Source organism: Pseudomonas sp. GX19020, from assembly GCF_023371075.1.
In the GTDB taxonomy this organism is placed as follows: domain Bacteria; phylum Pseudomonadota; class Alphaproteobacteria; order Rhodobacterales; family Rhodobacteraceae; genus Pseudogemmobacter.
Map to the genome: position 1 here is coordinate 31,274 of NZ_JAMCCR010000006.1, position 14,125 is coordinate 45,398.

Annotated in this window: 12 protein-coding genes and 1 tRNA gene; 8 read left to right on the forward strand and 5 right to left on the reverse strand. The window is 64.0% G+C overall.

The window, feature by feature from the left end; genetic code table 11:
- The first annotated feature begins 14 nt into the window (after positions 1-14).
- The 8 genes from M3484_RS11770 to M3484_RS11805 all read left to right on the forward strand — a co-directional run bounded on the left by M3484_RS11770 (position 15) and on the right by M3484_RS11805 (position 7,928).
- Positions 15-260 (forward strand): hypothetical protein, encoded by a 246-nt coding sequence (locus tag M3484_RS11770; protein WP_249497012.1) that lies wholly within the window; start codon positions 15-17, stop codon positions 258-260.
- Between the two features lie 248 nt (positions 261-508).
- Positions 509-3,949, forward strand: coding sequence for a pyruvate carboxylase (locus M3484_RS11775; protein ID WP_249497013.1), 3,441 nt, complete (start codon positions 509-511; stop codon positions 3,947-3,949).
- Positions 3,950-4,066: 117 nt separating this feature from the next.
- Positions 4,067-4,141 (forward strand) — tRNA-Gly (locus M3484_RS11780).
- Positions 4,142-4,251: 110 nt separating this feature from the next.
- Entirely contained in the window at positions 4,252-4,839 is a 588-nt protein-coding gene (gene hisB / locus M3484_RS11785; protein WP_249497014.1) for an imidazoleglycerol-phosphate dehydratase HisB, read from the forward strand.
- A 97-nt stretch (positions 4,840-4,936) separates the two neighbouring features.
- Positions 4,937-5,578: an imidazole glycerol phosphate synthase subunit HisH gene (gene hisH / locus M3484_RS11790; protein ID WP_092898458.1), complete on the forward strand. Its 642-nt coding sequence runs from the start codon at positions 4,937-4,939 to the stop codon at positions 5,576-5,578.
- Positions 5,579-6,006: 428 nt separating this feature from the next.
- The gene (gene hisA, locus M3484_RS11795) at positions 6,007-6,726 is read left to right on the forward strand and encodes a 1-(5-phosphoribosyl)-5-[(5-phosphoribosylamino)methylideneamino]imidazole-4-carboxamide isomerase (protein WP_249497015.1); all 720 of its coding nucleotides are present in this window, start codon (positions 6,007-6,009) and stop codon (positions 6,724-6,726) included.
- 109 nt (positions 6,727-6,835) lie between these two features.
- Complete coding sequence (gene hisF, locus M3484_RS11800) at positions 6,836-7,597, forward strand: imidazole glycerol phosphate synthase subunit HisF (RefSeq protein ID WP_249497016.1); 762 nt, start codon at positions 6,836-6,838, stop codon at positions 7,595-7,597.
- 4 nt (positions 7,598-7,601) lie between these two features.
- Positions 7,602-7,928, forward strand: coding sequence for a phosphoribosyl-ATP diphosphatase (locus M3484_RS11805; RefSeq protein WP_092898452.1), 327 nt, complete (start codon positions 7,602-7,604; stop codon positions 7,926-7,928).
- A 251-nt stretch (positions 7,929-8,179) separates the two neighbouring features.
- On the opposite strand, the gene selB is transcribed toward M3484_RS11805, so the two are convergent.
- From selB to fdxH, 5 genes are all read right to left on the reverse strand, one after another.
- Entirely contained in the window at positions 8,180-10,105 is a 1,926-nt protein-coding gene (gene selB / locus M3484_RS11810) for a selenocysteine-specific translation elongation factor (RefSeq protein WP_249497017.1), read from the reverse strand.
- Positions 10,102-11,505, reverse strand: a complete 1,404-nt coding sequence (gene selA, locus M3484_RS11815) for an L-seryl-tRNA(Sec) selenium transferase (protein WP_249497018.1) — start codon at positions 11,503-11,505, stop codon at positions 10,102-10,104. Before selA ends, selB begins: the two co-directional genes overlap by 4 nt.
- Positions 11,478-12,386 carry a formate dehydrogenase accessory protein FdhE gene (gene fdhE / locus M3484_RS11820; protein ID WP_249497019.1) on the reverse strand — a complete coding sequence of 303 codons (909 nt, stop codon included), beginning with the start codon at positions 12,384-12,386 and terminating at the stop codon, positions 11,478-11,480. Before fdhE ends, selA begins: the two co-directional genes overlap by 28 nt.
- Positions 12,387-12,450: 64 nt before the next feature.
- Positions 12,451-13,170 carry a formate dehydrogenase subunit gamma gene (locus tag M3484_RS11825; RefSeq protein ID WP_092898444.1) on the reverse strand — a complete coding sequence of 240 codons (720 nt, stop codon included), beginning with the start codon at positions 13,168-13,170 and terminating at the stop codon, positions 12,451-12,453.
- Positions 13,170-14,087 (reverse strand): formate dehydrogenase subunit beta, encoded by a 918-nt coding sequence (fdxH, locus tag M3484_RS11830; protein ID WP_502942461.1) that lies wholly within the window; start codon positions 14,085-14,087, stop codon positions 13,170-13,172. Before fdxH ends, M3484_RS11825 begins: the two co-directional genes overlap by 1 nt.
- Between the last annotated feature and the right edge of the window lie 38 nt (positions 14,088-14,125).

The following is a 14,125-nucleotide window of genomic DNA, read 5'->3' on the forward strand; positions in this document are numbered from 1 at the left end:
ATATGTTCGGGACTATGTCGGCATTGATCATTCGCCCGATTGTGATTGCGGCCATTTTCGGAATGCTGTTTCTGATCGGGAAAATCCGGCGCGACCTCCACCGGGCAAAGCGACTTGCCGATGGCACGATCCAGCTGCGGTTTTTCAGCCGGAATGGTGCTGCAGCGGTCCGGGCAGCCGGGTTGGAAAGCTGTGCGAATATGCCTGGATCGCGTTTTTGCTTTTGCCGCTGGTGCATCCGTACCAAAGACAGCCCCTGAATATTCGCTGGAATACGGCCGGAATCGCCGGACCCGGCGGGGCAAATTCCCGAACGTTTCTGACATTCACAGCATTTCCGCCCGGGGCGCGCAGCCGGGCCAGCGGTGTCCGGTCGGTAACAGATTTGCAACTGCAAACTGTGCCTGCATATTTCGCAAAATTTGCAGGTTTTCTGCGCTGCGGCCTTGCGCCGCAGTGCAGCGCCCATAGAGTGCGCCCCAAAGAAACAGTCCCGGGGAGGTCTGCCATGCCCGAATTTCGGAAAATCCTTATCGCCAATCGTGGTGAAATCGCCATCCGCGCGATGCGTGCCGCCAATGAGATGGGCAAGAAGACCGTGGCGGTCTATGCCGAAGAGGACAAGCTCTCGCTGCACCGGTTCAAGGCCGATGAAGCCTATCAGATCGGCAAGGGGATGAGCCCGGTCGGCGCCTATCTCTCGATCCCGGAGATCATCCGGGTGGCGCGGCTCTCGGGGGCGGATGCGATCCATCCGGGATATGGGCTGCTGTCCGAGAACCCGGATTTCGTCGAGGCCTGCGATGCGGCGGGGATCACCTTTATCGGGCCGCGCGCGGAAACCATGCGCGCGCTTGGCGACAAGGCCTCGGCCCGCAAGGTGGCGATTGAGGCCGGTGTGCCGGTCATTCCGGCGACCGAGGTGCTGGGCGATGACATGGCCGTCATCCGCAAACAGGCGAAAGAAGTCGGCTATCCTTTGATGCTGAAAGCCTCCTGGGGCGGCGGCGGGCGGGGGATGCGCCCGATCAATTCGGAAGACGAGCTTGAGGCCAAGGTGCTGGAGGGCCGGCGCGAGGCCGAGGCCGCTTTCGGCAATGGCGAGGGCTATCTGGAGAAGATGATCCTGCGCGCGCGCCATGTCGAGGTGCAGATCCTCGGCGATAAACAGGGCAATGTCTGGCATCTGTGGGAGCGTGACTGCACCGTGCAGCGGCGCAACCAGAAGGTGGTGGAGCGCGCGCCCGCGCCTTACCTCAGCCAGGAACAGCGCGAGGCGGTCTGCGAAATGGCGCGCCGCATCTGTAAACACGTCAATTACGAATGCGCCGGCACCGTCGAATTCCTGATGGATATGGACAGCCAGGAATTTTACTTCATCGAGGTGAATCCCCGCGTCCAGGTCGAACATACCGTTACCGAAGAAGTGACCGGCATTGATATCGTCCAGGCGCAGATCCTGATCGAAGAGGGCAAATCGCTGCCCGAGGCGACCGGGGTCGCAAGCCAGGCCGAGGTCAGGCTGAACGGCCATGCGCTGCAATGCCGGGTGACGACCGAAGATCCGCTGAACAATTTCATCCCCGATTACGGCCGGCTGACGGCTTATCGCTCGGCCACCGGCAACGGGATCCGGCTGGATGGCGGCACCGCCTATGCCGGCGGCGTGATCACGCGCTATTATGACAGCCTGCTCGTCAAGGTCACGGCCCATGCCCAGACGCCGGAAAAGGCGCTGCACCGCATGGACCGGGCATTGCGCGAATTCCGCATCCGGGGCCTTGCGACGAATATCGAATTCGTCATCAATCTGCTGAAGCACCCGACCTTCCTCGACAGCTCTTATACGACGAAGTTCATCGACACGACGCCGGATCTGTTCAGCTTCAAAAAGCGTCAGGACCGGGCAACCAAGATCCTGACCTATCTTGCCGATATCTCGGTCAATGGTCACCCCGAGACCAATGGCCGCCCGAAGCCGGCGGAGGCCAAGGCACCGAAAGCGCCGGTTGCGCGCGAGGGTCAGCCCGCTTACGGCACCCGCAACCTGCTGGAGCAAAAGGGTCCGCAGGCGGTCGCTGACTGGATGAAGGCGCAGACCCAGGTGCTGCTGACCGACACCACGATGCGCGATGGTCACCAGTCGCTCCTGGCGACGCGGATGCGCTCGATCGACATGATCAAGGCGGCACCCGCCTATGCCGCCAATCTGCCGCAGCTCTTCTCGGTTGAATGCTGGGGGGGGGCGACCTTTGATGTGGCCTACCGCTTCCTGCAGGAATGCCCCTGGCAGAGGCTGCGCGATCTGCGCGCCGCGATGCCGAACCTGATGACGCAGATGCTGCTACGCGCCTCGAACGGGGTCGGTTACACGAATTATCCGGATAATGTTGTCCAGTCCTTCGTGAAACAGGCCGCCGAGACCGGGGTGGATGTCTTCCGCGTGTTCGACAGCCTGAACTGGGTTGAAAACATGCGCGTTGCCATGGATGCGGTGCTGGAGGCGAACAAGATCTGCGAAGGCACGATCTGCTATACCGGCGACATGCTCGACCCGGATCGCTCGAAATATGATCTGAAATACTATGTCGAGCGCGCGGGAGAGCTGAAAGCCGCCGGTGCGCATGTGCTGGGGCTGAAGGATATGGCGGGGCTTCTGAAGCCTGCCGCCGCAAGGGTGCTGATCAGAACGCTCAAGCAGGAGATCGGCCTGCCGGTGCATTTCCACACCCATGACACGTCCGGCGCCTCGGCGGCGACGGTGCTCGCGGCCTGTGATGCAGGCGTCGATGCGATTGACGCGGCGATGGATGCATTTTCAGGTGGCACCTCGCAGCCCTGCCTCGGCTCCATCGTCGAGGCCCTGCGCCATACCGAGCGTGACACCGGGCTTGATATCGGTGCCGTGCGCGAGATGTCGAATTACTGGGAACATGTCCGGGCGCAATATGCCGCGTTTGAATCGGGCACTGCGGCGCCTGCCTCCGAGGTCTGGCTGCATGAGATGCCCGGAGGCCAGTTCACCAATCTCAAGGCCCAGGCGCGTTCGCTTGGTCTGGAAGACCGCTGGCCCGAGGTTGCGCAATCCTATGCCGATGCGAACCAGATGTTCGGCGATATCGTCAAGGTGACGCCGTCGTCCAAAGTGGTCGGGGATATGGCGCTGATGATGGTGGCCCAGGGCCTGACCCGCGCCCAGGTCGAGGATCCGGGCACCGATGTGGCTTTCCCCGATTCGGTTGTCGATATGCTCAGGGGCAATCTGGGGCAGCCCTACCAGGGCTGGCCGCAGGGCATTCTGAAAAAGGTGCTGAAAGGCGAGAAACCTCTGACCGAACGTCCCGGCGCGCATCTGCCGCCGGTGGATATGGAAGAGACCCGCGCAAAGGTCTCGGCCGAGCTTGGTGGCCTGAAGATCGATGACGAGGATCTGAACGGCTATCTGATGTATCCGAAGGTCTTCCTCGACTATATGAGCCGCCACCGGGTTTATGGCCCGGTGCGCACCCTGCCGACGCGGGCGTTTTTCTACGGGATGGAGCCCGGCGAAGAAATCGCGGTCGAGATCGATCCGGGCAAGACGCTGGAAATCCGTTTCCTGACGCTGGGCGAGGTGGATGATGCGGGCGAGGTGAAGGTCTTTTTTGAACTGAACGGCCAGCCCCGCACGATCCGGGTGCCGAACCGCGCAGTGAAGGCCAAGACAGCGGCGCGCCCCAAGGCAGTCGATGGCAACCAGGCCCATATCGGCGCGCCGATGCCGGGCTCGGTCGCGAGCGTCGCGGTGACTTCGGGGCAGAAGGTCAGGGCAGGGGATCTCCTGCTGACGATCGAGGCGATGAAGATGGAAACCGGGCTTCACGCCGACCGCGAGGCCACGGTGAAAGCGGTCCATGTCAGCGCAGGCGCACAGATCGAAGCCAAGGATCTGCTGATCGAATTGGAGTGAGCCTGACGGGGGGCTGCCGTCTCCCCCGCGAGTATTTTTCTCAAGAGGAGGATATGCGGATATTTTCCTCTTGCGGTGGCCGGGCGCTTCGCCTAAATCCCCGTTCACCGAAACGGTGCGGGCGTAGCTCAGGGGTAGAGCATAACCTTGCCAAGGTTAGGGTCGGGCGTTCGAATCGCCTCGCCCGCTCCAATTCGGAAAAGCAAAGGGCGCCTTCGTGGCGCCCTTTTGCATTTCACACCCTTGCCGCGCAGGTGAGGGGCGACTATTCCCTGCCGCAAAGACCGCGGGAGGCAGATGAGATGCGCAAGGCCACTATAAGCCGCAAGACGGCGGAAACCGGGATCGAGGTCGAGATCAACCTCGACGGCACCGGTCGCTATGATTGCCGGACCGGAGTGGGGTTCTTTGACCATATGCTCGACCAGCTGGCGCGTCATTCGCTGATCGACATCACGGTGCGGGCCGAGGGCGATCTGCATGTCGATGATCATCACACGGTCGAAGATACCGGAATCGCGCTTGGCCAGGCTCTGGTAAAGGCGCTCGGCGACAAAAAAGGGATCCGGCGCTACGGCCATTTCCGGCTTGCAATGGATGACACCCAGGTGGCGGCGGCGCTCGATCTGTCGGCGCGGCCTTTCCTGGTGTGGAATGTCGATTTCCCCAGCCAGAAGATCGGCACCTTCGACACCGAGCTTGTGCGCGAATTCTTCCAGGCGCTGTCGACCCATGGCGGCATCACGCTGCATGTCGACCGTCTCCATGGCATCAACAGCCACCACATCGCCGAAGCCAGTTTCAAGGCGGTCGCGCGTGCGCTGCGCGAGGCAGTGGAGCCGGATCCGCGCATGGCGGGTGTCCTTCCTTCGACCAAGGGTGCCCTGTGACACGGGTGCCCTGTGAGCGCCGCAAATTTCTTGCAAGAAATTTGGCCGGAGTTTTTCAAAACTCCGGTTTGCGCCCTTTGACCACGGGAGCGCCCCTATGACCCTGACCGTTCTGGTGGATTACGACAGCGGCAACCTCCATTCCGCCGCCAAGGCGTTTCAGCGCATGGCCGATGAGACCGGGGCCGGCGATATCATCGTGTCATCGCGGCCCGAGGATGTGCTGCGCGCGTCGCGTATCGTCTTGCCGGGCGACGGGGCTTTCCCGTCCTGCCGCAGGGCGCTCGCCGCAAAAGACGGGCTGTTCGAAGCGATTGAAGAGGCGGTGATCACCCGGGCACGGCCGTTCTTTGGCATTTGCATCGGCATGCAGATGCTGGCCTCGCGCGGGTTCGAACATGGCGACACGCCCGGATTTGACTGGATCCGGGGCGAGGTCGGGCGGATTTCGCCGGCCGATCCCGCCCTGAAAGTCCCGCATATGGGCTGGAACGATCTGCAGATCGACCGACCGCATCCGGTTCTGTCAGGTGTGAAAAGTGGCGATCATGCCTATTTCGTCCATTCCTGGCAGTTTCGCACGGCCTCGGCCGAAAACCGCATCGCCTGGGTGGATTACGCAGGCGAGGTGACCGCGATTGTCGGGCGCGACAATATTTTCGGGACCCAGTTCCACCCCGAGAAAAGTGCTGCCACCGGCCTCAGGATCATCGCGAACTTTCTGGCCTGGAAACCCTGAGCTGCGGTCCGTAACTGACGCGGGTTGGAGCGGACCCGCTAGTCGTAGAACGCGGTATCTTACATTTCGATCCGGTTCCCGTCGCCCGGATGCATGTGCCGCCCTCATGGCAGATCCCCGGAACACAGCCCTGATCGCGAGGCTTTTGCCGCGCAGTAGCATCCCGGAGCTACAGGTCAGTCCGCGATCAGACGACCACTGCGTGCCGCTGTCATAAAGGCTGCGCGAAAGTCTGATTGCTGTCTCCACCTGCACTGAAAACCCGCCACCTGAACACGCACCGACTTCCGGCGGAAACCCCGGTCGATCAGACAAAACATGGCGGGAGGCCGGGGCCCATGCCGGTAATGGTCGCCGGCCTGGGCCTTCCCTTCCGGCCCCGCCCGTGCCAAAGGATCGATGATGCCAGCATGACGGAGCCCGGGCCCATGATCCTCTATCCCGCCATCGACCTGAAGGATGGCCAATGTGTGCGCCTCCTGCGCGGAGAGATGTCCGCCGCCACTGTCTTCGGCGATGACCCCGCCGCCCAGGCTGCGAAATTCGAGGCCGCCGGCTGCGAATGGCTGCATCTCGTCGATCTTAACGGCGCCTTTGCCGGACAGCCGGTCAATGCGGCGGCGGTCGAGGCGATCCTCGCCCGGATCAGGGTTCCCGCCCAGCTCGGCGGCGGTATCCGCGACCTGGCAACCATCGCGATGTGGCTTGAAAAAGGCCTTTCCCGCGTGATCCTCGGCACTGTCGCGGTCGAAAATCCAGACCTCGTACGCGAGGCAGCCCGCGCCTTCCCGGGCCAGGTCGCAGTCGGCATCGACGCCCGCAAGGGCTTTGTCGCGACCAAGGGCTGGGCCGAAGAAACCACCGTCCAGGTCACTGATCTCGCGAAAAGCTTCGAGGATGCCGGTGTCGCCGCCATCATCTATACCGATATCGACCGCGACGGCGCGATGCAGGGTCCGAATATCACCGCGACCGAAGCGCTTGCCCGTGCCGTCTCGATCCCGGTGATCGCCTCGGGCGGCGTCAGCCGGATGGAAGACCTGATCCAGCTCCGCGATACCGGCGTGATCGCCGGCGCCATCTCGGGCCGCGCCCTCTATGATGGCGCCATCGATCTTGCCACCGCCCTCGAAACCCTGAAGGCCTGACCGGCTTTCATCTGTCGCTAAATATCCCGGGGGAGTCCCGCGCCAGCGGGACGGGGGCAGAGCCCCCTGCTTTTTCCCTGGCCCGGCCCGCCACAGGAGACCTGACCGGATGCTGAAGACCCGCCTGATCCCCTGCCTCGACGTTGCCGATGGCCGCGTGGTAAAGGGTGTGAATTTTGTCAATCTGGTCGATGCCGGTGACCCGGTCGCCGTGGCTGCCGCATATGACCGCGCCGGCGCCGACGAGATCACCTTCCTCGACATCCATGCCACTCATGAAAACCGTGGCACGATGTTCGACCTTGTCACCCGCACCGCCGAACAGATCTATGTGCCCCTGACCGTGGGTGGCGGTGTGCGCAGCCATGAGGATGTCCGCGCGCTGCTGCTCGCCGGTGCCGACAAGGTCAGCTTCAACTCCGCCGCTGTGGCGAACCCCGATGTTGTCGCCGAAGCCGCCGACCGTTTCGGCAGCCAGTGCATCGTCGTTGCCATCGACGCGAAAACCGTCAGCCCCGGCAAATGGGAGATCTTCACCCATGGCGGCCGCAAACCGACCGGCATCGACGCGGTCGATTTCGCCCGGCTCGTCGAGGCAAAAGGCGCGGGTGAGATCCTCCTGACCTCGATGGACCGCGACGGCACCAAAGACGGCTACAATCTGCCCCTGACGCGGGCGATCTCGGAGGCGGTGAAGATCCCGGTCATCGCCTCGGGGGGCGCCGGCAACCTTGACCACCTTGTTGCGGGCATCCGCGAAGGCCACGCCTCGGCCGTGCTAGCGGCCTCGATCTTCCATTTCGGCACCTATACCATCGCCGAAGCCAAGGCCCATATGGCGGCGGCGGGCATCCCGATGCGGCTGGAGTAAAGCCATGACCCAATCCGATACAGACAGCCTCGCCCGCCTCGCGACCACCATCGCCGCGCGCAAAAATGCCGATCCCGAAACCTCCTGGACCGCCAAGCTGCTGTCAAAGGGCCCCGGGAAATGCGCCGCGAAATTCGGCGAAGAGGCGGTCGAGGCGATCATCGAAGCCGCCAAAGGCGACCGCGAGCGCCTGATTTCCGAAGGCGCCGATGTGCTTTACCATTTCCTTGTCATGCTGACGTCGCGCGATGTCACGCTGGCCGATGTGCTTGAGGAACTCGCGCGTCGCGAGGGGCTCTCCGGCATCGCCGAGAAACAATCGCGCGGCTGAGCACTGGCCAGCACCATTGGGCCCGGTGCGCGGCTTCCTTTGTCCGGCGGCCTGCCATTTCCGAGGGGAAGCCTCCACTCTCCGGGGCGCAGATATCGCAGGCGGCTGCAGCGGATGTGGCAACAGCATCGGTGAAATAGGGCCGGCAAGTCATGCGACCGGATGGCGATCCGCCTCGCGCGTCACAGGCCCCCTGCGCGCGGCGTGACGGATCCCGGACAGAGCTTGCGTGACCCTGGACCGTTGTGGCTTCAGTCGAAGAGGTCGATCCGATGCGGGTTGAGCCGTCTGAGATCGCCGCGCCGCAAAGTCAGCCCGTTGCGGTCGAAGAAATCGAGGATCTCGATCGCGACCTTGCGCCCGTTCTGCACCTGGTCGCGAAAGGCGGGGGCGGTGAACCAGCCATCCGTGCTGGCGGCGGCGATATCGCGCAGGATCGCCACCATTTCGTGCACCACGATGCGGGCGAAGAAATGGTCCGTGGCGATCTGATCGGTGAGGCCTAGCCTCTGGCTGTGGCGCATCAGCCGGCGCAGCTCTTTCTCTTCGACGGCGAATTCGGTCGCGAAATCGCGCACCCGGGGCGGGCGAAAGCGCTCTTCGCCCAGAAGCCGGGGGAAGATGCGGGTGAACAGCGCCTCATCCTCGGGCGAGAGGCGCACCTGATGCCCGGGAAGCCGCAGGAATGCGCCATCCAGCACCAGGCGGCCGGCGCCGGCCTCTTCCTGGAGGAATAAAAGGAAGACCTCTTTCGGCAGGCGTGGGCTCAGCATCAGCCGCAACCGCTCGCGGCCAAGGCCGGCGAGGTCGGGATTGGCCGCGTGGAATTCCCCCAGATGGGTGGCGAGCCCCGTCCGCAGAGCCTGGATCTGCGCTGGCGAGAGGGCGAGGGGGCCAAGCAGCACCGCCCCGACCTTTGCCGCGAGATCCGGGCCGGAAGCGGGGTCAAGCCCGCGATCACGCAGGAAGACCGGCATATCGACGGGCGCAACCTGCAGGAGCCGCCTCAGTGCCGCCCCGGGAGAGGTTTCGCGGGCGGCCTCAAGCCAGGCCAGCCGCTCGGGTGTGCCGCGTTTGCGCGCGGGCGCCCGCAAATCGATGAAGAAACCGCCCGCGAGCGAGCGCGTCGCAGAGGTGTCGCGCAGAATGAAACGGTCGCCCATGGTGGCGGCAATCGGGCGCTCCAGCACAAGCTGCGCGAAACCAGTCTCGCCCGGAGCGATGTCGCCGCCAATCGGCACGACGCGGGCCGCGACCTCGCAGGCATGGGTGTAAAGATGCACAGGCAGCCATGTAGTGACGGGTCTGGGTGCCGAGGCCAGCACGTCAAGCATGACGTCGATCCGCCCGGCGGGGGCATGCAGCCCGGGGGCGAGAATCATGTCACCGCGCTGGATCGCATCTTTCGTCACGCCGTCCCCGGTCAGGTTCAGTGCACAGCGTTGACCGGCAAGCCCCTGATCAGATTTGCGGTTCTGGGCATGGATGCCGCGTACCCGCGCCGGCAGGCCGAGGGGCGAGATCATCACCTGATCGCCCACCGCCACGCGGCCTGCAATCATCGTCCCTGTGACCACCGTGCCCGCGCCGGCAATGGTGAAGCTGCGGTCAACCGAGAGCCGCATCGGCCCGGAAGACCCGCGTTCACGCATTCCGGCCCCGGCTTCGGCAAGGATCCGGCGCAGCTCTGAGATGCCTTCGCCGGTCTGGGCGGAAACCTCGACAACCGGCGCGTTGGCCAGGCTGGTTCCGGCCAGGGCGGCGCGGATTTCCGCCCGGACATTCGCCCGGCGCGTCTCATCGGCGAGATCGGCCTTGGTCATCGCGACCACGCCACCGGGGAGGCCGAGAAGGTTCAGGATTTCAAGATGTTCGCGGGTTTGAGGCATCACGCCGTCATCGGCAGCCACCACCAGAAGGGCAAAGTCGATGCCGCCGGCGCCGGCCAGCATGGTGCGGATCAGCCGCTCATGACCGGGCACATCGACAAAGCCGGTGATCCGCCCCGATGGGATCTCCGGTTCAGCCGGATCGCCGAGATCGGTATAGGCGAAGCCAAGTTCAATCGTGATGCCACGCGCCTTTTCTTCGGCCAGGCGGTCGGCATCCACCCCGGTCAGCGCCTGGACCAGCGCCGTCTTGCCGTGGTCGATATGGCCTGCAGTGCCGATGATCACAGCGCGGCCAGGGCGTCAGTCAGCATAGCGTCCTCTTCAAGACAGCGCAGATCAAGGATCAGCGCGCCACCCTGGATATGGCCGATCACCGGCATGGGAAGGGCGCGCAGCTGTGCTGCCAGCCGGTCGGGCGCGTCGCCGCCCTGACCGGTCAGCCGCAGCCCGGCCGAGGGGATCGTATCGACCGGCAGCGCACCAGACCCGATCTGGCTGGCGCAGGGGCAGGGGGTGGCGGCGAAGCCAAAGGGCCGCAGCAGAGCATCAATACGGGGCGCCAGCCGCTGCGCCTGGGCGGCGATCTCTGCCATCGGGCGCGCGAGCATCCTCAATGTGGGCAACCGCTCCGCCAGCCGGTCCGGGTCGCGATACAGTTTCAGCGTTGCCTCAAGCGCGGCGATGCGGATCTTGTCGAGCCGCAGCGCGCGTTTCAGCGGGTTGCGGTTGATCGCGGCGATCAGGTCCTTACGCCCGACGATAAAACCGGCCTGCGGCCCCCCGAGCAGCTTGTCTCCGGAAAATGTCACCAGATCAGCGCCTTCCGCGACAGCCTCAGCCACCGTGGGCTCACGCCGGAGCCCGTAATGCGACAGATCGACCAGCGAGCCTGCGCCAAGATCGTTCATCATCGGTACCCGTGCCTCGCGCGCGATCAGCGCCAGGTCGGGGGCTGCGACCTCTGCGGTGAAGCCCTCGATCCGGTAGTTCGAGGTATGGACCTTCAGGATCACGCCGGTCTCAGCCGTGATCGCGCCCTGGTAATCTTTGGGATGGGTGCGGTTCGTGGTGCCGATCTCGACCAGATTCGCGCCGGCCCGCGCCATGATATCGGGCATGCGGAAGGCGCCGCCGATCTCGATCAGCTCGCCGCGCGACACCACTGCCTCGCGGCCCTGGGCAAGGGTGTTCAGCGCGATCAGCACGGCGGCGGCGTTGTTGTTGACGATGGTGGCATCTTCGGCGCCGGTAAGTTCCACCAGGAGCCCGCGCAGATGATCGTCACGCTGACCGCGCCCGCCGGTTTCCAGATCAAATTCCAGCGCGAGAGGATTTGCCATCGCGGTTACCGCCGCGCGCACCGCCTCATCCGCAAGGATCGCACGGCCGAGATTGGTGTGCAGCACCGTGCCGGTGAGGTTCAGTATCGGCCTGAGCCGGGTGCGGTCACGCGCGGCCAGATCGGCGGCAACCAGATCCGGCAACCGCTGCGCCAGCACCGCACCATCCTCACCGGCACGGATCGCGTCGCGCATCTCGTCAAGGCGCGCCCGCAGCGCCTCGCGCACAGCCTGGCGGCCATGGCGGGCGACAAGACCGGCGCCCGCGGCACTGTTCAGGGCCTGATCGACCGAGGGGAGGGCCCGAAACCCCTCCATCAATAGCCCGTCAGAAAGGGGTTGCATCCTGCGCGTTTCAGATCGGTTTCCTTCATCATCATATCTAGTCCGATACTGCCGACATCATCGGCCACCGCGTCAAGGCTCGGGTTCTTTTCCTGGTAGAAAATCTTGATCCAGGAGTGACATTCCCGGCAGCATTCGGCTTTCACCGTCGCCTCGGTCGTCTCGGCAGAGCGGTAAGTCAGCCCTTTATTGGTGCCGCAGGCAAGACAATGAATGCGAACCTCATTCCATTGAGTGGCGCAACCCGAGCAAACGGCGTAGCGGATGCTTTCGATCCCGGGGGTGGAGGTGACCAGCGACGAGACCGGCCGCCCGCCGCATGAGGGGCAGATGCCGGTGCGGATCGGGCGCAGGTTTTCCACTTCCAGCCCCGAGGCGAGACGCGCCAGGTAAACCTGCACGGCGGCCGAGGCGAAGAGATGCGGCGCGGCGCTGTCTTCGGGGATCTCGCCCGCCAGCGCATTGGTCAAAAGCCAGGTCCGATCCCCCTCATCCGCCGCCGTCACCGCCTCAAGTGCGGTACGGGCGGGGTCTGGCATGGTGATGCGGGCGGCGGCCTCGCAAAGTCGCGCCAGCAGGTGGTGCAACGCGGGATCAGCGGCCAGCGCGGCGCTGTCGATGGGCGGCATCTGGGCCGCCCTGGCACGTGCCAGCTGGTCCGGCGCGATCACCGGCGCGGGGCCGGATTTCGCCAGCCGGGCCTGGATCTCTGTGAGCTCTGCGAGGAATGTCAGATAGGGCGCAAGCCGGCTGGTCTGAGCCAGAAAAGCAAACCGCCCGGCGCGACGGGTGAAGACCGCGACCGGGTCGGGCAGGAATGCGAACGGCGCCTCAGGGACGCCGCCGATGACCGAAGGGTCGGGTTGGATGTCATGGGTCATGGGTCTCTCCGGCCGCATTGCATCCTCCCCGGGCCGGGGACGGGCCGGGGAGAGGGCCGGCGGATCACTCCGCCGGGGTGTTATGATTATCGGGGGCTTTGCGATTCTTTGCCAGTTCGCGCAGCCATTTGCGGTGATGGCGGAAGGCCCAGCCGCCGGTCACGCTGCCCGTGGTCATCGCGCGCAGCGTGCCCCGGGTCCAGATCGCCGCATAGACATGCAGGATGAAGACCAGGATGATCCCGACAGCAGAGAGCGCATGGACCAGCAGCGCAATCCGCCGCGCCGGGATGGTGGCCGCCCATGGGGCGTAGGGTTCCCACAAGGGCACCTGTTTCTCCCAGATCATCAGCCCGGTAAGGATCAGCAGCAGGATCAGCCCCGTCATCGCCCAGAAGACGAATTTCTGCCCGGCATTGTATTTGCCAAGCTCGGGCAGCTTATCCTCATTGCCCTGGACCACATCGCCGATATGCGCGACCCAGGTCGCGTCTTCGCGTCTCGGCAGGTTCAGCTTCCACATCTGCAAAAACAAGAGGAAGAAGCTGAGAAACAGCACGATCCCGATGGCCGGATGCAGCCAGCGCACCACCTGGCCACCGCCGAACAGACCCGAAAGGAAGAACAAAGACGGGTGGAACAGTGCCAGCCCCGAGATCGCCAGCAGGATCAGCGACACGGCCGTGACCCAGTGGTTCAGCCGCGTGATGCCCCGGTAACGGCTGACCGTCACTGGTTTCGTGCTTTCGATATGGTCGCCGGGAGCGGAATACTGATGGGGCATCACAGCTCCTCCCGGTTCTCGGGCTGAACCGCTGCGGTCTTCACAACCAGCTCTTCGGCCTCATGTTCTTCCTCGGCGGTAACGGTATTGCCCTTCGAGAAGAGCCCATGCAGCACCGCACCCGCCGCCGCCAGACCGATGGCGGCAAGGCCGACGGTCTTGGTGGCACCTTTCCAGCTTTCCACCACCGGTGAGATGCGCGGATCATCCGGCAGACCGGCGTAAAGGCCGGGCTTGTCGGCGTGGTGGAGCACATACATCACATGCGTGCCGCCAACCCCCTGCGGATCATATAGCCCGGCATTCTCATAGCCGCGCGATTTCAGATCCTCGATCCGTTCATTGGCCAGCGCGATCTGGCTTTCCTTGGTGCCGAAGGTGATGGCCTGAGTCGGACAGGCTTTCGCGCAGGCCGGCCCTTGCCCCACCGCCACACGGTCGGAACAAAGCGTGCATTTTTTGGACACATGCGCGGTCTTGTGGATGCGGGGGATGTCGAAGGGACAACCCGAGACGCAATAGCCGCAGCCGATGCAATTGGCGGAAACGAAATCCACGATGCCATTGGAATATTGCACAATCGCGCCAGGTGCCGGGCAGGCTTTCAGACAGCCCGGATCCTCGCAATGCATGCAGCCATCCTTGCGGATCAGCCATTCCAGATCGCCTTCGGGGTTCACATATTCGTCGAACCGCATCAGCGTGAACATTTCCGGCGTCAGATCATGCGGGTTTTCATACACCCCGACATTCTCCTCCATCTCCGGATGGGTATCGTTCCACTCGATACAGGCCGACTGGCAGGCCTTGCAGCCGATGCATTTCGACACATCGATCAGCTTGGCGACCTTTTCCAGTTGCCGGTCGGGGGCGGGCACATTGGCGGTGGCCGAAATGCGCACGACATCCGAGGGCAAAAGGTTCGAGGCGAGCGGCTGAACCGGAGGGTTCGCCG

Bases quoted from the DNA above. Each gene is read 5' to 3' on its own strand.
- M3484_RS11770 (WP_249497012.1), top strand. From the start codon at position 15: ATGTCGGCATTGATCATTCGCCCGATTGTGATTGCGGCCATTTTCGGA.
- M3484_RS11775 (WP_249497013.1), top strand. From the start codon at position 509: ATGCCCGAATTTCGGAAAATCCTTATCGCCAATCGTGGTGAAATCGCC.
- hisB (WP_249497014.1), top strand. From the start codon at position 4,252: ATGCGCAAGGCCACTATAAGCCGCAAGACGGCGGAAACCGGGATCGAG.
- hisH (WP_092898458.1), top strand. From the start codon at position 4,937: ATGACCCTGACCGTTCTGGTGGATTACGACAGCGGCAACCTCCATTCC.
- hisA (WP_249497015.1), top strand. From the start codon at position 6,007: ATGATCCTCTATCCCGCCATCGACCTGAAGGATGGCCAATGTGTGCGC.
- hisF (WP_249497016.1), top strand. From the start codon at position 6,836: ATGCTGAAGACCCGCCTGATCCCCTGCCTCGACGTTGCCGATGGCCGC.
- M3484_RS11805 (WP_092898452.1), top strand. From the start codon at position 7,602: ATGACCCAATCCGATACAGACAGCCTCGCCCGCCTCGCGACCACCATC.
- selA (WP_249497018.1), bottom strand. From the start codon at position 11,505: ATGCAACCCCTTTCTGACGGGCTATTGATGGAGGGGTTTCGGGCCCTC.
- fdhE (WP_249497019.1), bottom strand. From the start codon at position 12,386: ATGACCCATGACATCCAACCCGACCCTTCGGTCATCGGCGGCGTCCCT.
- M3484_RS11825 (WP_092898444.1), bottom strand. From the start codon at position 13,170: ATGCCCCATCAGTATTCCGCTCCCGGCGACCATATCGAAAGCACGAAA.